The 19,509-nt window shown below is 47.4% G+C and carries 16 protein-coding genes; 10 read left to right on the forward strand and 6 right to left on the reverse strand.

Annotated elements, in window-relative coordinates; all coding sequences use genetic code 11:
• Window positions 1-13 precede the first annotated feature (13 nt).
• Window positions 14-1,399: a DUF1329 domain-containing protein gene (locus tag AK965_RS09855; protein WP_099079436.1), complete on the reverse strand. Its 1,386-nt coding sequence runs from the start codon at window positions 1,397-1,399 to the stop codon at window positions 14-16.
• 248 nt (window positions 1,400-1,647) lie between these two features.
• Between AK965_RS09855 and AK965_RS09860 the strand changes: the two genes are divergently transcribed.
• Genes AK965_RS09860 through AK965_RS09880 form a run of 5 tightly spaced genes read left to right on the forward strand, consistent with a single transcriptional unit; the run spans window position 1,648 to window position 6,247 of the window.
• Window positions 1,648-2,616 carry a flavin reductase gene (locus tag AK965_RS09860; protein ID WP_099079437.1) on the forward strand — a complete coding sequence of 323 codons (969 nt, stop codon included), beginning with the start codon at window positions 1,648-1,650 and terminating at the stop codon, window positions 2,614-2,616.
• Between the two features lie 10 nt (window positions 2,617-2,626).
• Window positions 2,627-3,424 carry a fumarylacetoacetate hydrolase family protein gene (locus AK965_RS09865; RefSeq protein ID WP_099079438.1) on the forward strand — a complete coding sequence of 266 codons (798 nt, stop codon included), beginning with the start codon at window positions 2,627-2,629 and terminating at the stop codon, window positions 3,422-3,424.
• 48 nt (window positions 3,425-3,472) lie between these two features.
• The gene (locus tag AK965_RS09870) at window positions 3,473-4,375 is read left to right on the forward strand and encodes an acetaldehyde dehydrogenase (acetylating) (protein WP_099079439.1); all 903 of its coding nucleotides are present in this window, start codon (window positions 3,473-3,475) and stop codon (window positions 4,373-4,375) included.
• A gap of 10 nt (window positions 4,376-4,385) precedes the next feature.
• On the forward strand, window positions 4,386-5,408 hold the full coding sequence (dmpG, locus tag AK965_RS09875) for a 4-hydroxy-2-oxovalerate aldolase (protein WP_099079440.1): 1,023 nt from the start codon (window positions 4,386-4,388) through the stop codon (window positions 5,406-5,408).
• Window positions 5,409-5,467: 59 nt separating this feature from the next.
• Window positions 5,468-6,247 carry an SDR family oxidoreductase gene (locus AK965_RS09880; protein ID WP_099079441.1) on the forward strand — a complete coding sequence of 260 codons (780 nt, stop codon included), beginning with the start codon at window positions 5,468-5,470 and terminating at the stop codon, window positions 6,245-6,247.
• Between the two features lie 388 nt (window positions 6,248-6,635).
• On the opposite strand, the gene AK965_RS20435 is transcribed toward AK965_RS09880, so the two are convergent.
• The 5 genes from AK965_RS20435 to AK965_RS09900 form a co-directional block, all read right to left on the reverse strand.
• Window positions 6,636-6,812, reverse strand: coding sequence for a hypothetical protein (locus tag AK965_RS20435; protein ID WP_172438119.1), 177 nt, complete (start codon window positions 6,810-6,812; stop codon window positions 6,636-6,638).
• A 310-nt stretch (window positions 6,813-7,122) separates the two neighbouring features.
• Window positions 7,123-8,199 (reverse strand): ParB family protein, encoded by a 1,077-nt coding sequence (locus tag AK965_RS09885; protein WP_099079442.1) that lies wholly within the window; start codon window positions 8,197-8,199, stop codon window positions 7,123-7,125.
• Entirely contained in the window at window positions 8,199-9,398 is a 1,200-nt protein-coding gene (locus AK965_RS09890; RefSeq protein ID WP_099079443.1) for a ParA family protein, read from the reverse strand. The genes AK965_RS09885 and AK965_RS09890 overlap by 1 nt, the downstream gene beginning before the upstream one ends.
• Window positions 9,399-9,608: 210 nt before the next feature.
• Window positions 9,609-10,700, reverse strand: coding sequence for a Rieske 2Fe-2S domain-containing protein (locus AK965_RS09895; protein WP_099079444.1), 1,092 nt, complete (start codon window positions 10,698-10,700; stop codon window positions 9,609-9,611).
• Window positions 10,693-12,081 (reverse strand): MFS transporter, encoded by a 1,389-nt coding sequence (locus AK965_RS09900; RefSeq protein ID WP_099079445.1) that lies wholly within the window; start codon window positions 12,079-12,081, stop codon window positions 10,693-10,695. The genes AK965_RS09895 and AK965_RS09900 overlap by 8 nt, the downstream gene beginning before the upstream one ends.
• 249 nt (window positions 12,082-12,330) lie before the next feature.
• Here AK965_RS09900 and AK965_RS09905 point away from each other — a divergent pair, with 249 nt between their 5' ends.
• The 5 genes from AK965_RS09905 (at window position 12,331) to AK965_RS09925 (ending at window position 19,500) form a co-directional block, all read left to right on the forward strand.
• On the forward strand, window positions 12,331-13,419 hold the full coding sequence (locus AK965_RS09905; protein ID WP_143699939.1) for an MBL fold metallo-hydrolase: 1,089 nt from the start codon (window positions 12,331-12,333) through the stop codon (window positions 13,417-13,419).
• A gap of 13 nt (window positions 13,420-13,432) precedes the next feature.
• The gene (locus tag AK965_RS09910; RefSeq protein ID WP_099079447.1) at window positions 13,433-15,154 is read left to right on the forward strand and encodes a class I adenylate-forming enzyme family protein; all 1,722 of its coding nucleotides are present in this window, start codon (window positions 13,433-13,435) and stop codon (window positions 15,152-15,154) included.
• A 31-nt stretch (window positions 15,155-15,185) separates the two neighbouring features.
• Window positions 15,186-16,943 (forward strand): FAD-dependent oxidoreductase, encoded by a 1,758-nt coding sequence (locus tag AK965_RS09915; protein WP_099079448.1) that lies wholly within the window; start codon window positions 15,186-15,188, stop codon window positions 16,941-16,943.
• Window positions 16,944-16,973: 30 nt separating this feature from the next.
• A complete protein-coding gene (locus AK965_RS09920) occupies window positions 16,974-18,587 on the forward strand; it encodes a FadD3 family acyl-CoA ligase (RefSeq protein WP_099079449.1) in 1,614 nt (537 codons plus the stop codon).
• Between the two features lie 130 nt (window positions 18,588-18,717).
• Window positions 18,718-19,500 carry an SDR family NAD(P)-dependent oxidoreductase gene (locus tag AK965_RS09925; protein ID WP_099079450.1) on the forward strand — a complete coding sequence of 261 codons (783 nt, stop codon included), beginning with the start codon at window positions 18,718-18,720 and terminating at the stop codon, window positions 19,498-19,500.
• The last annotated feature ends 9 nt before the right edge of the window (window positions 19,501-19,509 follow it).

Genomic DNA, 19,509 nt, shown 5'->3' on the forward strand with positions numbered 1-19,509 from the left:
TTCTGCTCTCCTATTAATGGCTCAGACGGCGCAGTGCGGCTGGCGTAAAGTTGTTAGCCGTGAAGTTACCTTTGTTTAGAATTGGTGCAATACCACGTTCTTGGAACAGGTTGTAACCTACATAACCTCCGCTTTTCAGATCGTGATAGAAGCTTGAACCTGCCTCATAAGCTTTGGCATCAAACGCGTAGTAGTAGTTGATGTAAGCGTATTGAACTAGTTCGCCACGGGTGTCATAAAAATCACTGGCAATGGCATGCCAAGTATCTTCGTCAATGTACATCACACGTTTTCCATATTTATGACGGTACTCGTCTTTAAGGTTGCCTTCTAACACCCAAACACGACGGAGCTCGTAGCGCATAAAATCAGGGTTTGCATGATTTTTCGTTAAAAGCGCATCATAGGTGACATCATCTTGGTGTACTCGGTAGGCGTTGGCCGGGATGTACATTTCACGGCGCTCAAATGCTTTCCACTCATAGCGCTCAGGCGAGCCGTTCATTAGGCGATCCGAGTCAAGCGTTAGCTTGCCGGATGTGCCTGTTAATGGGGTATCGAAACCATACTCAGGCAGCTGACGAACACGACGAGTACCTGGGTTGTAAGTCCACGCTAGACGTTTACCACGGGCAAAGTTAACTGGCTCAGAAGTCACTGTTGCATTACCTTTTTGGCGTGTTGGCAAAATTGAGGACACAAAGCTGTAAGCCATTACACCTTCCATCGGCTTACCTACCTCATCCGGGTGGTTCGTCATGTCGAGGCCCTTATTGATGGTACGCGCCCAGGCAATTGATCCAGTAGAACTGACGTCAGCGACATCGCGAGTGGTGTTGTAAGTGTAAGGACGGTGTGGAAAAGTCTGATTCGCATAGATTTGCATTGGTTGGCTAAGATCAGGGATAGGGAATGGTGCGCCACCTTTGTAGCCGGAAAAACCAAAACCATCGTCGATCAGCTCAGCGTCAACGGCGTTTTTCTTAATCGCCACACAAACGTCATCTGGATAACGGAAATCGCGACGACCTGGGTAGATGGGCATTTTAAACGTATCTGGGTACTGCTTGAACATCGCAATTTGTCCCTGAGACAATTTGTCCGCGTAGTCATTGAAGTTCTGGCCATCAATCACATAGAGCGGTTTATCATCTTTGTATGGGTCGACGAGTGGTTGACCCACGTTTAACTCATAATCGACATGCTCTGGCTTTCCTAGCCATTTGCCTGAATACGCTGGGATAGTCCCTGCTTCATTGCCAGCTGCAATTGCGCCGGTACAAGTTAATGCGTTGCCCAATTGGCTCGCTTCTTCTTGCGACACCTTAGCCAATACTGAGGTCGATGGTACCAGTAGCATACTGGCTAGTAGAGCGGGGAATCCTTTCTGGTATTTCATGCTTCTCTCCTTTGTTCCTTCACCTGTTATCCGTGCTTTATCACCGTTAATCAGTACATCGAAGTGTTTTTGTTTGAGTATCACAGAATGATTATTTTCGAAGCACTACGGAACGGAATCGTCTATTGGGACTAGGAGCTAAATCTATGCGTCATAAACTGTAGTCCGTATTGACGATGGAGGTCGCCACGTTCCTTTCAATAATGACAGGGTCAAAGACAACTCATTTTTGTAGAGAGGAAGAGCTGATGCAGCAATCGAATATCGATCCTAAGGCGCTCCGTAACGCCTTAGGTACATTCACCACGGGCGTGACCATCATTACGACTCGAGATGGTGAAGGACAAGCGGTTGGCCTAACCGCAAACAGCTTCAATTCGGTTTCGCTTGATCCACCGTTGGTACTTTGGAGTCTGGCTAAAACTGCGCTGAGTGTACCGGCATTTACGTCAGCAACACATTGGAACGTTCACGTGTTGTCGTCAGCTCAGCAAGAACTATCGAACCGATTTGCTTCGAAAGGTGAGGATAAGTTTTCAGGGCTAGAACTGGATAAAGGTGTCTCGGACGCACCGTTGCTTCAGCAGTGTACGGCGCGTTTTCAGTGTCGTACGGCGTTTACGCATGACGGCGGGGACCACATCATTTTTATCGGCGAAGTGATCGCTTTTGACCAACAAGACCTGCCTCCTCTGGCATTCCAGTCAGGCCAATATGCGGTTACTGCGAAAAAACCGTGGCAGGAGCTAAAACTTTCATCGGCGAGTGAGGCATTAGAATGCAGCTACAGTGAAGATTTACTGGGTTACCTTTTGGGGCGAGCTCATTTTCAAATGTTAGGTAGAATGCAAAAAACCCTTAAAGAGCAAAGCATCACGGCGATGCACTTCTTTGCCTTATCGGTGTTGGCGATTCAGGACGATATTGGACTGAACGAAATTAATGCACATGTCGATTATACCGGCCAAAAAATTGAAACTCAGCATATGGATGAGCTGGTCAAGCAGGGCGCGGTTCGAGAGATTGACGGCCGATACGTACTGACGGAAAACGGTCACCAAGCCGCATTGCTGCACATTTCCGAAGCCAAAGTGATTGAACAGGAAATGGTCGCACAACTAGGCGAAGGCGATGTGATGGCGTTGAAAGTCATTTTAAAACGCCTGATCCAGCAAACCGACCCCGGCCTACCAGATTTATGGGCGAACGCATCTTAAGGAATGGTTTATGAGCAATATTGCAATAGAAAAATATGGCGAGCAATTATATCAAGCTTTACGCCAACGTAAGACCATCGCCCCTTTGGTATCTGGTGAGGAGAGTCACTTACTCACGATAGATGATGCGTACCAAATCTCGCTGCATGCGTTAGAGAAGAGAGCCCAGGATGGTGAAGTCGTGATCGGGAAAAAAATCGGCGTTACCAGTAAAGCGGTGCAAGAGATGCTTAATGTTCATCAGCCAGATTTTGGGTTTCTTACTGATAGCATGCACTATCCAGATGGCAGTGAAATCAGTTTAGCGCAGGCTAAGTTGATTCAACCGCGCGCTGAAGGAGAAATTGCTTTTTGTCTCAAGCAGGATCTGATCGGCCCAGGTGTGACGGCAGAGCAAGTTATCGAGGCGACCGAATGGGTTGCACCTTGCTTTGAGATTGTTGATTCTCGAATTGAAAATTGGCAGATCAGCATCATTGATACAGTGGCTGATAACGCATCTTGTGGTGTGTTTGTCATTGGCGAGTCACGCGTTGATCCACGTACGGTCGACTTAGCGTTGGCCCAAATGAAGGTATACCACAATGGTGAGCTTGCGGTTCTCGGTTTAGGCAGTGCGGTTCAAGGTCATCCAGCGGAGGCCGTCGCTTGGTTGGCAAATACTTTAGGTGAATACGGCATTCCATTCAAAAAAGGCGAAATTATTCTTTCGGGTGCATTGGCACCATTAATTGATGCGAAAGTTGGTGATCGTTTTGATATGGAAATCGAAGGGTTAGGAAAAGCGAGCATCAGCTTTGCCGAGTAAGTCATTGCAATGGAAATTTCGAATTAGATAAAAATGAAGGATTAGTAAATGAGTAAAATCAAATGTGCTCTGATCGGTTCAGGGAATATTGGCACAGATTTACTGTATAAATTGCAACGCAGTGGCGTGCTAGAACCAGTTTGGATGGTTGGTATTGATCCTGAGTCAGAGGGCCTAGCTCGCGCTCGTGATGCCGGGCTAAAAACTACGGCTCAAGGTGTCGATGGTTTGCTTCCTTATGTTAAAGAGGACGAGATCAAAATTGCTTTTGATGCCACGTCAGCTTATGTGCACGCAGAAAACTCTCGCAAACTAAATGAACTGGGTGTTGTGATGGTGGATCTCACGCCAGCGGCGATTGGTCCTTATTGTGTCCCGTCAGTGAATTTAAAGAAAATGGCCAGCTCGATCATGAATGTCAATATGGTGACGTGTGGGGGCCAAGCGACCATTCCAATGGTTGCAGCGGTATCGCGAGTACAGGAAGTGGAATACGGTGAAATTGTTGCAACGGTTTCTTCCCGCTCAGTTGGTCCAGGTACACGTCAGAACGTTGATGAGTTTACTCGTACCACGGCGCGTGCCGTTGAAGAAGTCGGTGGGGCAAACACCGGTAAGGCGATCATCGTTATTAACCCGGCCGAGCCTCCGCTCATTATGCGCGATACGATCCACTGCTTGACTAAGGAAGCGCCCGACCAAGCGGCGATCACTGAGTCTGTCCATGCGATGATTACAGAAGTTCAGCGCTACGTACCAGGGTACACACTGAAGAACGGTCCAATCTTTGATGGCAACAAAGTGTCGATCTTCTTGGAAGTGGAAGGGTTAGGGGACTACTTGCCGAAATATGCCGGCAACCTTGACATTATGACCGCATCTGCAGCGAGAACGGCAGAAATGCTCGCTGTTGAACTGTTAGCGAACATTGAATCATCGGCTGTCGTATAAGGAGTGAACCATGAATTTTGAAAATAGAGATGTCATTCTACACGAAATGTCACTTCGTGATGGCATGCATGCAAAACGTCATCAGATCACAGTTGATGAAATGGTTGCAGTGGCGACTAATTTAGATGAAGCGGGCGTACCTCTGATTGAAGTGACGCACGGCGATGGACTGGGTGGTGCGTCTTTGAACTATGGTTTTCCTGCGCACACAGATGAAGAGTACCTGACGGCGGTTATTCCAAAAATGAAGCAGGCCAAAGTATCCGCATTGCTATTGCCGGGTATTGGTACTGTTGATCACTTGCGTATGGCGCATGACCTTGGAGTGAGCACAATCCGTGTTGCGACCCACTGCACCGAAGCGGACGTATCACAGCAGCACATTGGTTTAGCGCGCGAACTGGGCATGGACACTGTCGGTTTCTTGATGATGGCTCACATGGCGTCACCGGAAAAGCTGTTAGAGCAGGCAAAATTAATGGAGTCGTACGGTGCAAACTGCATCTATTGTACGGACTCAGCAGGCTACATGTTGCCAGAGGATGTCACTTCACGCATTGCGTTGCTAAGAGATTCACTCAACCCTGAAACGCAAATTGGTTTCCATGGCCACCACAACCTGGGGATGAGCATTCCAAACTCTCTTGCGGCAATCGAAGCCGGTGCGAAGCGTATTGATGCCTCTGCTGCGGGCCTCGGTGCTGGCGCAGGTAACACGCCACTAGAAGTGATGGTTGCTGTCTTGAACCGCATGAACATTCGTCATGGTGTTGACCTGTATAAAGTAATGGATGTGGCAGAAGATATTATTACGCCAATGATGGAGCAGCCGATCCGAATTGACCGTGATGCGCTGACGCTTGGCTATGCGGGCGTATACTCGTCATTCCTACTGTTTGCTAAGCGTGCTGAAGCAAAATTCGGAGTGCCTGCCCGTGATATTTTGATGGAACTTGGGCGTCAGGGTACAGTAGGGGGTCAAGAAGATATGATTGACGACACCGCTATGACAATGGCAAAACAATCTGCGTAGTCACACTCAAGCAATAGTTTATTTGGGTTGGAAAAATAACGATTAACTAGGGAGCAGTTATGGCCTCAATTGCAGTTACAGGTTCAGCATCAGGTATTGGTGCTGAGGTTTGCAAAATGTTGGCGTCTGAAGGGTATTCTATTATCGGTATCGATAGAAATACGGACGACAACTTTACAAAAATCGCAGCAGATTTAGCGACAATATCGGGTCGTCGATCAGCGGTTAATGAAATCACACGTCTATGTGACGGTAAGCTTGATGGCATCATTTGCTGTGCCGGTGTTGGTGTTACTGCACCGTCGACGTCTTTAATTGTTGGCGTTAACTATTTTGGTGTTACTGAGTTGATTGAAGGACTAACGGAATCTTTGACAAAAGTCGGAAAAGCATCCGTGGTTGTGATCGGGTCAGTCGCGTCGACACATCAGCAACAAGAAACGGCAGAGCTTGCACAAGCGATGTTTGATTCTGATGAAGAGAAAGCGAACCACATTGCTGAAATGATGGGCTCAACCCATTTAGCTTACGCTGCATCAAAATATGCAGTGACTGCCTGGGCTCGTAAATGGTCGGTTTCTGTTGCGAACAAAGGTATCCGCGTCAACATTGTTGCGCCAGGTGCGGTTGAAACGCCACTGCATCAAGCATCAAAAGATGATCCTCGATTTGGCGAAGCGGTGAAAAACTTCGTCGCGCCGATGGGGCGCAATGGTCAACCGGAAGAAATTGCTAATGCTGTTTCGTTTTTGGTTTCTGAAAAGGCGAGTTTTGTGAATGGTAGCGTGCTATTTGTTGATGGCGGTATGGATGCCATGATGCGAGCTAAACAGTTTTAACTTAAGCGAGCCTTAACGCTATCACAAATAACAAGGCCGTCATTCATACTATGAATGACGGCCTTGTTATTTGTTCAAACGAGTAAAATAGAAAATCTCAAGTACCATACTCATAACAGATCTATGACGTTGTTCACTCCTAGAGCTGATGATTTATGCTCATGTGCACCAACAGGCGCTTCAAAGACAATGGCCAATATACATGCAGTCTGACTGATACACTCTCCTTGATGGACCGCTTTCGCTGGACCGTATGCGTACATTCCCATTTTTAGGCTGGTAGGGGCTTGCCCCTGATAAGTGACGTTAAGTTCGCTTGAAATTTAAACCATCCTCTCTGCTGATGTATCCCAATAGGCAGGTTTTTTTAGCCACTAGTAATTTTGACCTAGATATCGGCATTTGTTTTCCCCGGCTCACCATGCAGAACGGCTATTAGACATTCATCAGGAAAGAAAGGCGGGCAGCTTCCCCACTCGATGTCTTCATCGTCCATTGATGCCGATATTGCTTGTTTTTTGGCATAACCCAACCAAGGCATGACCATAATGGTTGATATGATCAATCAAGTTAAAACGTTTTTTATCGTGACTCCTTACTTTGGGTATCTTTCTGCTGACTCATACATTGTCAAAGGAGGGCTGATGACCATGAGACTACGCATGATGCTGTACTCACTCAATTTATGTGTAGCAAGTTATGCAGTTCGGTGACGTTGTGGAGACGGTGTCTATTTAGAGAGACGTTCTTTGCAGGCTTAAACGCGAATAAGTGAGCCATATAGATTAACTGGCATAGAAGATTGGCGATATACACACCAACAAAAAGCCAGTCTTTTGGGACTGGCTCTGTGCTGTAGGGGGAGGGGAGGCTATTTATCCCTGATGTTTTTCTAGAACTTGGGCAATTGCATGATCAAGGTCATCCTGCAGCGACTTAGGTAGACGTGAAAACTCATAAGAGAAATTACGCCCTTTGACTCGCTTGCGAGCAAACATACTTTTGTTACTGAACTGTGCCAGTGTCATCACTTCTGCCTTGTCTTTTTCTTGTTTTGCTTCTGTGATTTTAAGCTCAGCTTTGATAGCGGAAATGATCACGTCTTTCTGATCTTGAGTGGAATATTCAGCCTGAATATTGACAATTTTTTTGCCAATACGGCGGACAAATTCCGTTAAGTTTACATCATCACCACACGCTTTCATCACCTTATCAAGTAAGGTGTAATCTGGGTGGGAGAGGGCATTTACCACAGGGAACAGTTTGACTAGGTTGTCATCAACACTCGCTGCTTTGATGGCTTTGCTCACACCAGCTTGACTGAGCCCAACCTGCGCAGCAATTTCTGCTTGGGTTATGCCCTCATTGGCTTGTTGAATGGCGACACACTGCTTACCAATCTCTCGTAGGTTGTGTTCTTTCGCGGTTTGTAGTTGCTTTGCTAACGCTTTAGCATCCGCAATCGAAATGTCGTCCTGAGTAACCAGAATGCGAAACTCTTTTACGCGACCCTCTTGGAGCAAAAACCACGCTCGGCGACGGGAACCATCTAAAATGTCAAGCTTGCCATCAATCTCACGACCCACTGCTGGGTAAAATTGCTGAAACTCGAGCGAGTTAAGGTCTTGTAGTGATTCTTCAGTTAATAACGACTGATCTCGGCCATTGACATCAAAAGTAACGTAAGTATCGTCGCGAACCTGCTCATACGAGAAGATCACTTCGTTGAAGTGCGCTGACTGACCAGAAGCCAGTTGCCACTGCATGCTTTGACCAACTGACTCAATGCCAAATTGTTTTTGTAAGTACTCAGCTGCAGAGCGTCCACTTTTTTCCAACTCATTAGTCAGTTGATGAGTCAAAGAGGTTAGGTTTGATTCCGCTGCTGCTTGTTGCGCTTGAGCTGCGCCAACTGCATTACCAAGAGGGCTACCGCCACGTTTTTTCGCCATTACGCTTGCTCCTGTTCACGCCATACATTCACAATATCACGCAAGATTTGGCTTGTTACCTCGTAACTATTTTGCTGCGCTGATTGGAAAGTCGCCTTGCTTTTTGGGTATTCACTTTTTGACATGTCAAAAACGGTAGAGAGTAGTGAAGAAGCCTGACGAACCGCTTCACTGTGCTTAAATTCTTTTGAATAAATGTACGGTGCAAAGTTGTCATACAAGCTGTTCATCAACTCGGTTGTGGTTGAGCTATCACGATGGTTCGTCAGCATGATTTTCATAAAGTCATAACCTTCGTGGTTGGCATTGGCCAATAGCGCCCATACTTGAGGGATGTAACTAAAGTAGGAACACGTCGCATCAATATCATTTTCTGTAATGGATAATGGGAACACCACACTGGTTGCTGCAAAGTAAGCATTGTAAGTGGCATAGCCAAGCGACGGTGGCGTATCGATAATGATGATGTCAAACTCATCGCGAACCGCATCAATGATATCGCTCAAAATAGAGTAAGGTGAAGCCAACTTGTGGCCGAACACCTGCTCGTGAAACCAACCTTCGATCGCTCGGTCAGTTTGTGATGCGGGTAAAATACGCAGGTTTGGAATAGTGGTCGTAAGGAATGCGTCAGACACTGCTTGATCGAACGTTTCACCTTCATCCAACTCAAAATTGCGCATCATGAGATCGCCAACCGATAGATTGCCTTCCAGCTCGGCTTCCGGCGCATAATACATAGAGAGCGTTGCCTGACCGTCCATATCGATAAGACCGATGCGATACTCTTGGTGAAACTCAGTCGCGAGGCCTGATGCGATGGTTGCGGCGGACACTGTTTTACCCACACCACCTTTTTGGTTTTGAATCACAATCACCTGAAGTTTTTGCACGTCGCTTCGGATGAATTTGCTTTCTTTACGCAACGCTTCTGGTAATAAATCACGCACACGATACATCTCCTCAATATCAATGTTCCATTGAGAGTCTTCATGACGGCGTGGATCAATATCGGCTGCAGCGACATACTTGTCTAAGGTTTTTGCGTCGATATCAAGGTATGTTGAGGCTTCTGCGCGAGTAAAGTTACGTAATTCTTTACGATGATTAGCCAAAAGGCGCAGGTTACGGCGCTTGATATAGGCGTCGGCGCCATCTTTTAGCGATTGAAACGTTGTTGTTGTTTGTTGAGTGTCCATATCTTTCTCCACCTCGTAATGGCAATAAGTATATCCCTTATTTTTTGAGTGTGGTAGTTAAAATTGAGGTATAAATGAAAAAATGGGACGTAGATATGTTTGGTCTGTGAGAAAGGAAATTGGGGAGCAGAAAAAACGCAGTGAAGATAATGGCGGAGGGGGATCCCAATAGCCTTCATCTTGGTAGACAAAGGCTATTGTGAGGAGAGTTTACTCGCTGTATGGGGTTGCGCCTTTCGGCACATAAACACCTTCACACTTATCTAAGAATTCTTGCTTACGTGCTTTAGGGTTATAGAACTGCTTATACCAGATACGTGCTTTCATGAACGGACCGTCACTTGGCAAGAATAGACCATTCAGACATGCCGCCTTGTTTGTCCATACTTCAAAGTCTTGAGCAAATGCAAGCTTACTTGCTTCTTGGAATTGACGTGCAGAAATCACATCTTCCACGCTTGCTTTCTCTTTACCGCTTGGCGATTTCACAAGTAGACCATGCCACACATGCACCTTACCGTCGTCAACCGGGGTATGGGCAATCATTAGCACCGACTCGTAGTATCCCGTTAGATCAGAAAGCAACACACCTGGACCATGATAAGTTGTCGTGGTGTGCAGAATAGGGCTAACGCCATCTTCACCAACCAGCGTACGGTGAGGACCACATTGACGCTGAATCGCTTTATAGCCTATAAACTCATTTTCGTATCGTTGTACGGTTGATCCATGAATCGGGCTAAGGTGACCATAATCACAAATGTTATCGATGACTTCCTGAGGGTGCTGCTCTAGCTCGCCTAGGTCATCAAATTTCCATTGAACCCAAGATTCATCATCCCACTGAGGCAGAGAAGGGTGATCCCACTCTGGATCACCATTTTCAGGATCGTGCCAGACCCAGATGGCTCCCATGCTTTCAACCACTGGCCAAGACTTAACACACGCTGTTTTTGGGATCGGGCCGTCATGATAAGGAATATCGTCTACTTTACCATCTGGACCAAAGCGCCATGCGTGGTAAGGACAACGAATACCATCGCCATCGATGTTGGTACCTCCACCATCGATAATTACGTATGACGTGTCATTCTCTGCCGCAAGGTGTGTTTTCATGTGCGGGCAGTAAGCGTCAAGTAGTACGACGCGACCCGTCGCACGACCACGATAGAGAGCGAAATCACGGCCAAAAAATCGAACCGCAAGGGGTTTCGGTTGGTTGATATCCTCAGAAGTCGCGATCATGAACCAGCCACGTGGGAAGGTAAATTCCCCTAGGCGGTAGTCTTCGGTTTTAGCCATGATTTTCTCCTTGTTGATAATTAGGCTCAGTTAGATTCTGTTTTGTGTTAGGCGCACTTGTCGATGTGTGCATGTTGTCGTTCGTTGTCGTGCTGTCTTCGTCTACTGGTCGGTAATAAAAAGACGCGAGTAGATAAAAACAGGAAGAAATCAAGAACAAAGAAAACGTAATAAGAAGTGCGTCAGCCAACCCGTTGTCACCAAAGTAGTCGCTAAGACCACCAGTGATAAGTGGGCCTAGGCCGGCGCCAAACAGAGTTAGGAATAAGTTAAGTAACGCAGCTGCACTCGCACGTTGTGTGGAACCAACAATTTGACTGACTGCCGCATAAGAGAGACTTGGCCACCATGAATTAAAAAACGCAAACAACCCGATGAAGACGAAGCTTGGTGAGATCGCAAACCCCATCAATTCCATGCTCACGTCAGCTGGCCATAGGATCAGTGCGATGCCTGCTGGAAAGCTAAGTAAAATCCCGAGCATTGGGAATAGAATTTGCCAGCGGAAATGTTTTTGCACCAAGCGGTCACAAACGACGCCACTGAATATACTGCCGATACAGGCGCTTACACCACTAGCAATGCCGAATATCAAGCCGGCACTGGCTAAAGACATCTCTTGTGTACGTACCAAATAGGTTGGTGCCCAAATGACATAGCCATAACCCGCCGTTCCGGCTAGTGCACAACCGATGGCTAGCATTAGGAAGCCAGGTGTTTTCACAATAGAGGACAATTGCGAACGCAGTGAATGATGAGGTTGCGCAGTTGTCGGCTGCGATTCTATGTTGCGTTTAGGCTCGACACCGAAAAAGTAGAGTAAAACGGCGAGTAAAATACCTGGTGCACCAAAGACAAAAAATACCGTTCGCCAGCCATATTCTTGTGCGATCCAACCGCCGATGATCATGGCTAATAGCAGACCAAGGTGTGGACCCATCATAAAGATGCTGATCACCAATGAACGGCGATTTTTTGGGTACAGTTCTGAAAGCATTGAAATCGAAGGTGCCATACCTCCGGCTTCACCGACCGCGACGCCCATTCTAGCGAGTAATGCTGTCCAAAAACTTTGCACCGCGCCACACAGCACAGTGGCGATACTCCACAATCCACAGCAAATCGCGACCATGTTACGGCGGTTAACGCCTTTATCAGCGAAATGACTAAGGGGGAGGCTAAGCAGTGAATAAACGGTGGCAAATGCGAGGCCAGAAAGTAGCCCCATCATGGTGTCTGATGCGCCAAATTCTTGTTTAATTGGCTCAATCAGGATCGCAATGACGTTACGGTCAATATAAGAAAATACATAAATCAGAGCGAGGAGCAATAACGTTGTATGGGTACGCCAGTTAACCGTACTCGTAGATGACGGAATCATACTTCTCTCCTATCAGTGAGAAAGCCATCGGGATGCTCCGGTGGCCCTTGTTTAAAACATCGTGCGTGACAACTTACGCATTAAGTCAATGAGAACGAGCCTCATGACATTGAGTCTCTTTGTTGTAGATAGAAGATAGAGAGTTTGTAATTTTAAACATCGTCCTTTTGGACGTATTGCATTCTGCGTATTTTGTTTACATTTTGGTAACGTCTGTTTTTGGGATAAATAAGAGAGGGAGAATTTAGGGTGACAGTTGAACGTTCGGCTCCAGAACATACCAAGTCTCATGCGACTGAACTGAGCTATCCTATGGCTTCCCCATCTGTCGGTGAGCCAACTCTTATCGTACCTGGCGTTTATATAGTCCGTATGCCGATGGATTTGGGGCTCGATCACATAAATATCTATTTGTTAGAAGATTTCGACGGCTGGTATGTCGTAGATACGGGGCTTGCGACCCCAATGGTCAAGAAAATTTGGCGGGAGATTGTCGATAAGTGGTTAGTTAAAAAGCCACTAAAAGGACTAATTTGTACCCACTTTCATTATGATCATGCCAGTTTGGCTAAGTGGATGATGGTAACCTTCGATATTCCTCTTTATATGTCTGCGGGAGAATATTTTTTGATGAGGACGCTAGCGGATTCGAAGAAAAAGCGCGTCAACACGCACTTAAAACCGTTTTATCGTCAGCAAGGCGTACCAGAATCGCTCATTGATAATATCTTGTCCCTGATTGAAATGGATCCTCTATCCAGTCTTTATGCCCCAAACTATTGCCGCGTTCGCGAAGGTGATGTGTTTCAGATTGGGGGAAGAGAATGGCATGTTCTCATCGGAGAAGGCCACTCACCAGAACATGTCTGTCTTTATAATGCCACGGATGGTTTATTGATTGCTGGTGATCAACTGCTACCAGAAATCAGCAGTAGCGTATTCGTCAATGAAATTGAGCCCCAAGCTGACCCGTTGCGTGGCTGGTTGGCGTCATTAACGAAATTAAACGGTTTGCCTAGTGATACGATGGTGCTACCCGCTCACGGTGGTGTGTTTTTCGGTCTGCATCAGCGGACTAATGCGATATATGCCCTTCATCAGAGGCGGCTTAAACAAACGCTAGACGTCGTACAAAATAACGGCACATGCCATTTATATGAAATCATGCGTAGCTTGTTTACCAGAGAAATGAGCGCGATGAATACCATGCTCGCGTTAGGTGAGACAGCGGCACACGTGAACTATTTACAATTTGAACAAAAAATTGAAAAACAATTTAGTACAGACGGGGGCGTGATCACATACCGTCCTTTTTATGCTATCGATTCGCTTACATAAAGGAGATTGGTCTATGGAACAGGATGTCCAAATTAGCCAGCTAGTGTCACAACTGACGGCACAAGAGAGCCCATTTGCGTTACAACAGGATAACAAAGGCTTGTTCTCTTATTGCAATGCACCGCAGAGCTTACCGCAGGTGATCGAAACAGCAAGGCGCGAGGATGACTCATGTTTTATGGTTTACCAACAGGACCGCTGGAGCTTCCAACGCTTTTTTGATGAACTCGATCGTCTGGCCAGTTGGATGTTACAACGTGGTATTAAACAGGGCTCGGTCGTCGCTATTGCCTGTCGAAACCGGCCGGAGTGGGCGGTCGCGTTTTGTGCAGCGGCACGTCTCGGAGCGATTCCTGCGCCGTTAAACAGTTTTGGTCGTAAGGAAGAGCTGCAAGCGGCTTTAGAAGATATTCAGCCAGCTGTCCTCGTTTGTGACAAAGACAGATTCGCGCGATTAGACGGTGAGACGGCGGTTGATGACTGCGCGGTTATCGTGATTGATGACAGTGAAAAGCAATATGGTATGGCGATTGATTATCAAGAACTGATTGCTCGAGAGCCTAAGCCACAAGCAGACTTACCAATGCCGTTAGTGGAGAGTGATGACTCTGCTTTGATTTTGTTTACTTCTGGGACGACGAGCCGAGCAAAAGCGGTTGTCTCAAGTCAAAAAGCCGTGTGCCAATCGTTGTTCAATATTGATTTTATCTCGGCGTTATCGGCGATGAGTTCCCCGGATAAAGTAAAGCGGATTGTCGAAAAGGCGAAGCCTGCGGTTATTTTATCTGCCGTCCCTTTGTTCCACGTCAGCGGTTTGCACGCCCAATTTCTAACTGCTTTGCGAAATGGTACCCGTTTGGTATTCATGCATAAGTGGGATACTCAGGTAGCCTATGAGTTGATGAAAAAAGAGGAAGTAACACAATTCAATTGTGCTCCGTCAATGTTATTGCAGCTGTTTAGAGAGCCGCATCCAGATAAAGAAGCCATATTAGATCAACTATTCGGTTTGGGTTTTGGCGGTGCAGGCGTGCCCGAGTCCCTAATGGAGCATGTTTTTAACGTCATGCCGAATCAGATGATTGGTATTGGTTTCGGTATGACTGAAAGCAATGGCGTTGCATCGGCGGTGTCAGGTGATTTATTCCGTCTAAATCGTGATAGTTCTGGTGTTATTTCACCGATCATGCAGGTAAAAATCGTTGACCCGATTGGTCAAGAACTGCCAGATAACGAAGTTGGGGAAGTGTGGCTGAAAGGGGTATCGGTAATGAAAGAATACCTCGCCAACCCCCTAGGAACTGCTGAAGTGATGCATGACGGTTGGCTCGCTACGGGTGACTTAGGTTACCGCAACGCAGACAACTTCTTATTTATCGTTGGCCGATTAAAAGAGTTGATTAACCGCAATGGCGAAAAAGTGTCTCCGCAAGAAGTGGAGTCTTGTCTCCAGCGTCATCACGCAGTTAAAGAAGCGGCGGTCTTTGGCATTGAAGATGACACCACAGGGGAAGCGGTGATTGCAGTCGTTTCTCTCGCCCCTTACGAACAGATCAGTGAAGCGCAGCTGAGGAGTTTTGTTGGTGAGCACCTTGCCAGCTACAAAGTGCCTTCCCAAATTCATATTTTGCAACGTGAATTGCCGCGAAGTCCGGCAGGCAAGCTATTGCGAAAAGAGATCAAGCGAGAATTCTCAGTGAAGACCGGTGCGCTTCTGGCAACAAACGAGTTTTGATTTGGAAATCGGGTGACCAAAAGGATTACGGATGAAACAGACACAACAAGCAGTATCACCACAGCAACGTTATGATGTGGTGGTGGTAGGCTCGGGGGCGGGCGCAATGTCGACGGCAATTGTTGCCGCAGATAAGGGATTGTCGGTGGTGATGATTGAGAAAACCGATCAATATGGCGGAACATCGGCATTATCAGGCGGGGGCATTTGGATCCCCAATAATGACCACTTTCATGCTAAAGGTGGCGGTGACAGTCGAGAGTTGGCGCTGAAATACTTGCAAGCGTCGACTCAAGGTGAGGTGGACATCAAAAAGCTTGATGCATATTTGGACAATGCCCCACAAATGATTCGTTACCTAGAGCAACATACGCCAGTACGTTATGCAGTAGCGGAAAAATACCCGGATTATTATCCGCACCTCGCAGGCTCACTGCCAGGTGGTCGAACGCTGGATCCGGAGTTATTTGATACCTCTTGCTTAGGCGAAGAAATTCATCACATGCGTAAAGCATCTCGCTCTACGTTGCTGATGGGAAAGATCGCTTGGACCGCTCGTGATGCGCATAAAGCAATGGCGCGAGAGCGAGGATGGCGACTGTTACTCCTACGTCGAATGATGCGTTATCAATTTGACTTCCGCCAACGTAAAAAGGGCAAGCGCGATCGTTTGGCAGGCTTAGGCAGTTCACTGATCGCATCACTGCGAAAAGGCATGCTCGACCGCGATATTCCATTGCTGCTCAATACCGATTTTGAAGATCTCATCATCGAACACGGCCGCGTGACCGGTATCCAAGCGAAACAGTCTGGGCAGCCTACGACATTATGGGCGAATAAAGGCGTGGTATTAGCCAGCGGTGGCTTTGAGCAAAACCAAAAACTCAGAGAAAAGTATCTGGCCACCCCAACGCAAAAATCGTGGAGTGCAACGCCAAAAGACGCTAACTCTGGCGCAGCGTTAGAGGCGGGGATCCGGCACGGTGCCGCCACCGACTTGCTCGATTGGTGTTGGTGGTCTCCGACCTTCTCCGTCCCTCGTGAAGCGGAATCTCGTGGCGTGTTTGCTGAGCGAGCCTTCCCTGGAGCGATCGTGGTTAACGGACTGGGTAAACGTTTTTATAACGAAGCGGCACCATATTTGGAATTTGGCCATGCGATGTATCAAAACAATCAGGAAACTAACGGCAAGACGATTCCTGCTTGGGTCATTTTTGACGCGAAGTTCCGATTCAATTATGCGATGGGCCCATTAATGCCCGGGCAAATCATGCCGGACAGCCGATTGCCAAAAGATTGGAATGAAGACCTGTACTGGAAAGCAGACACCCTCGACGAATTAGCGGCTTTGATCGGTATTGATGGGGATGGGTTAAAGGACACCGTCACCAGAATGAATGAATTTTCGCAGACTGGCGTCGATTCGGACTTTGGCCGAGGCGGCAATGTGTTTGACCGTTACTACGGTGACCTAAACATTAAACCAAATCCATGCTTGGCATCCATCGACAAAGGCCCTTATTACGCCATGAAGCTTCAGGCCGGTGATATCGGCACCAAAGGTGGCTTGGTAACCGATGAGAAAGCGCGAGTGGTTCGCGAAGATCTGACCCATATTGAAGGTTTGTATGCAATAGGCAACTGTTCGGCGTCTGTGATGGGTAAAAGTTACCCAGGCGCAGGGTCAACGTTAGGGCCTGCGATGACATTTGGTTATATCGCGGCTCATGACATTGCCGAGTCAGTCGTCGTGACGAATCCAGTAGAAAACGAACGTACCGTGGCCTAATAACAATCGCATTGATGAAGGATAATTAACATGGATAAGTTATCACTTGCTCTTCAGCCAAATACTATTCCGAGCTTAGTGATCGAAGCCGCGGCGAAGTACTCTGATATCACTGCCATTCGTGATGGTGAAGAGTCCATCTCATACGCGGAGTTACCGGAACGAGCTCTTGATGTGACCAAAGGGCTGTTAAACTTAGGAGTGCAGAAAGGCGACCGCGTCGCTGTCTGGGCACCTAATTCCGCACGTTGGATTTTAGCCGCGATCGGTTTGCAGATGGCAGGCGCGGTATTAGTGCCACTTAATACCAGAATGAAAGCCCATGAGGCGCAAGACATTCTCCATCGAAGCGGCGCGAAGGTGTTATTTAGTGTTGGAGACTTTCTTTCAAGTGACTATGCGGCAGAACTTGAGAAAGTGGCACCAAGTTGTCTGGAGAAGATTATCGTCCTGAGTGAAAGACAAGCAGAACCGAATGACAACATGCTCGAATGGGATGCGTTAATTCGCTTGGGCAACACGGTTTCGCAAGAGCGACTTTTCGAGCGCTTACTGTCACTGGAAAGCAACGACGCTTCCGATCTTATGTTTACCTCTGGTACCACAGGTAAACCAAAAGGCGTGGTCAGTATCCACAGCGCCTGTGTTAACGCTTTCAGAGAGTATGTCCAAGTGTTGGCTCTCAAGCCTGGAGAGCGTTATTTAGTGATTAACCCTTTCTTTCACGCTTTTGGCTACAAAGCTGGCTGGGTCGCGAGTTTGATCGCCGGCGCCACCATTTTGCCTGAACAAGTGTTCGATGCCGAGACCGTGTTAAATAGGATTGAATCTGAACGGATTAACATCTTGCCTGGGCCGCCGACATTGTACTTATCTTTGCTTGCTCACCCGAAGCTAGACCGCTACGACCTATCAAGTTTAAGAGTGGCCGTCACGGGCGCGTCGACGATACCTCCGGTTCTGATTGAGTCGATGAGAACCACACTCGGGATAGAAACCGTTACTACTGCGTATGGTCTAACCGAATGCGGCGGGCTAGCCACTATATGTGATCCACTCTCGCCATCAGAAGTGATCGCACAAACCAGTGGCAAAGCGATTGTAGGTACGGAAGTGGCAATTTTAAGCCAACAAGGTCAGGCGTTAGCCCAAGGAGAGGCAGGGGAAGTGTGTATTCGCGGCTTCCATGTCATGAAAGAATACTTTCAAGACCCACACGCCACCGCAGAAACGATTGATGCCGATCAGTGGTTACATACAGGCGATCTTGGTGTGCTTGACCCTGAGGGCAACCTACAGATCACGGGTCGAATCAAAGACATGTTTATTGTTGGTGGTTTTAACTGCTATCCAGCAGAAATTGAAGCAGCGTTGGCAGAGAATCATCAGATAGCCCAGTCTGCCGTCATTGGTGTACCCGATGAGCGAATGGGGGAAGTGGGTTGTGCCTTCATTGTTGTTAAAACAGGATGTGAACTCGACGAAGCTGAACTCATTCGTTGGTCTAGAGAAAGAATGTCGAATTACAAAGTACCTCGTTATGTGCGCTTTGTTGACAGCTTACCGGTCAATGCTTCGAATAAAGTCTTAAAAAACGAACTTGCTCAGCAGTTCAAATCCGAAGTGGCGTTAGGCACTGAATAATCTCGACACCTTGCATATTCAAACGTAATGCGTGCTATTCCAATAGGATGAGCCCTGCTTCTTGACACTCTACACCTGGGTTTATCCTCTTTTTCTATATAAATAATCACCTTATGGGTGAGGAGGAACTATGACATATGCGGATCAACCACGACTTAGTGGCAAAGTGGCTTTTATTACTGGTGGTGGTAGTGGTATTGGCGCCGCTACGGCTGAGTATTTTGCTCAACAAGGGGCAAAAGTGATCATTTGTGGGCGTACGCCTGAGTCATTGAATGAGGTTGCCGAGCGCATTCAAAAAACAGGCGGGGTTGCAGAGGCGCGAACCTGTGACGTCAGCTGTGAAGCGTCGCTTATTCAGACACTGGAAAGCATACAGAAAGATTATGGTCAGTTAGATATCTTAGTTAATAACGCCATGGCATTTACCTGGGGCGCAATCGAAGAGATGACGACAGAGGATTGGCATGCAAACTTTGCCACATCCGTTGATGGTACTTTTTGGGCAACGCGCTGCGCTATGCGACTGATGAAAGAGAGAGGCGGTGCCATCATTAACCTTTCTTCCATCTGTGGAGAACTCGGAACGGCTTATATGTCGGGCTACAGTGCATCAAAAGCGGCGGTGATCAACTTCTCTCGAGCTGCCGCTGTTGAGGGTGCGCCGTTTGGAATCAGAGTCAACTGCGTGATGCCATCGGTGGTTGAAACCCCGGCAACACAGGGCATGCTATCGGATGAAGAAGCAAAGCAAAAAACAGAAAGACTGATCCCGATGGGGCGTGTCGGGCAGCCACATGAATTGGCTGCTGCGATTGCGTTTCTCGCCAGTGATGAGGCAAGTTACATCACCGGAGTGAACTTACCTGTCGACGGTGGTCGCGCGGCCACGTTAATTACCGCGTTAGATTAGGGACCAACA

It is taken from the genome of Vibrio sp. PID17_43, assembly GCF_002608565.1.
Classification (GTDB): domain Bacteria; phylum Pseudomonadota; class Gammaproteobacteria; order Enterobacterales; family Vibrionaceae; genus Vibrio.

What these genes read in the sequence shown, in the direction of transcription:
- AK965_RS09855 (WP_099079436.1), bottom strand. Translation starts at nt 1,399, where the DNA reads ATGAAATACCAGAAAGGATTCCCCGCTCTACTAGCCAGTATGCTACTG.
- AK965_RS09860 (WP_099079437.1), top strand. Translation starts at nt 1,648, where the DNA reads ATGCAGCAATCGAATATCGATCCTAAGGCGCTCCGTAACGCCTTAGGT.
- AK965_RS09865 (WP_099079438.1), top strand. Translation starts at nt 2,627, where the DNA reads ATGAGCAATATTGCAATAGAAAAATATGGCGAGCAATTATATCAAGCT.
- AK965_RS09870 (WP_099079439.1), top strand. Translation starts at nt 3,473, where the DNA reads ATGAGTAAAATCAAATGTGCTCTGATCGGTTCAGGGAATATTGGCACA.
- dmpG (WP_099079440.1), top strand. Translation starts at nt 4,386, where the DNA reads ATGAATTTTGAAAATAGAGATGTCATTCTACACGAAATGTCACTTCGT.
- AK965_RS09880 (WP_099079441.1), top strand. Translation starts at nt 5,468, where the DNA reads ATGGCCTCAATTGCAGTTACAGGTTCAGCATCAGGTATTGGTGCTGAG.
- AK965_RS09885 (WP_099079442.1), bottom strand. Translation starts at nt 8,199, where the DNA reads ATGGCGAAAAAACGTGGCGGTAGCCCTCTTGGTAATGCAGTTGGCGCA.
- AK965_RS09890 (WP_099079443.1), bottom strand. Translation starts at nt 9,398, where the DNA reads ATGGACACTCAACAAACAACAACAACGTTTCAATCGCTAAAAGATGGC.
- AK965_RS09895 (WP_099079444.1), bottom strand. Translation starts at nt 10,700, where the DNA reads ATGGCTAAAACCGAAGACTACCGCCTAGGGGAATTTACCTTCCCACGT.
- AK965_RS09900 (WP_099079445.1), bottom strand. Translation starts at nt 12,081, where the DNA reads ATGATTCCGTCATCTACGAGTACGGTTAACTGGCGTACCCATACAACG.
- AK965_RS09910 (WP_099079447.1), top strand. Translation starts at nt 13,433, where the DNA reads ATGGAACAGGATGTCCAAATTAGCCAGCTAGTGTCACAACTGACGGCA.
- AK965_RS09915 (WP_099079448.1), top strand. Translation starts at nt 15,186, where the DNA reads ATGAAACAGACACAACAAGCAGTATCACCACAGCAACGTTATGATGTG.
- AK965_RS09920 (WP_099079449.1), top strand. Translation starts at nt 16,974, where the DNA reads ATGGATAAGTTATCACTTGCTCTTCAGCCAAATACTATTCCGAGCTTA.
- AK965_RS09925 (WP_099079450.1), top strand. Translation starts at nt 18,718, where the DNA reads ATGACATATGCGGATCAACCACGACTTAGTGGCAAAGTGGCTTTTATT.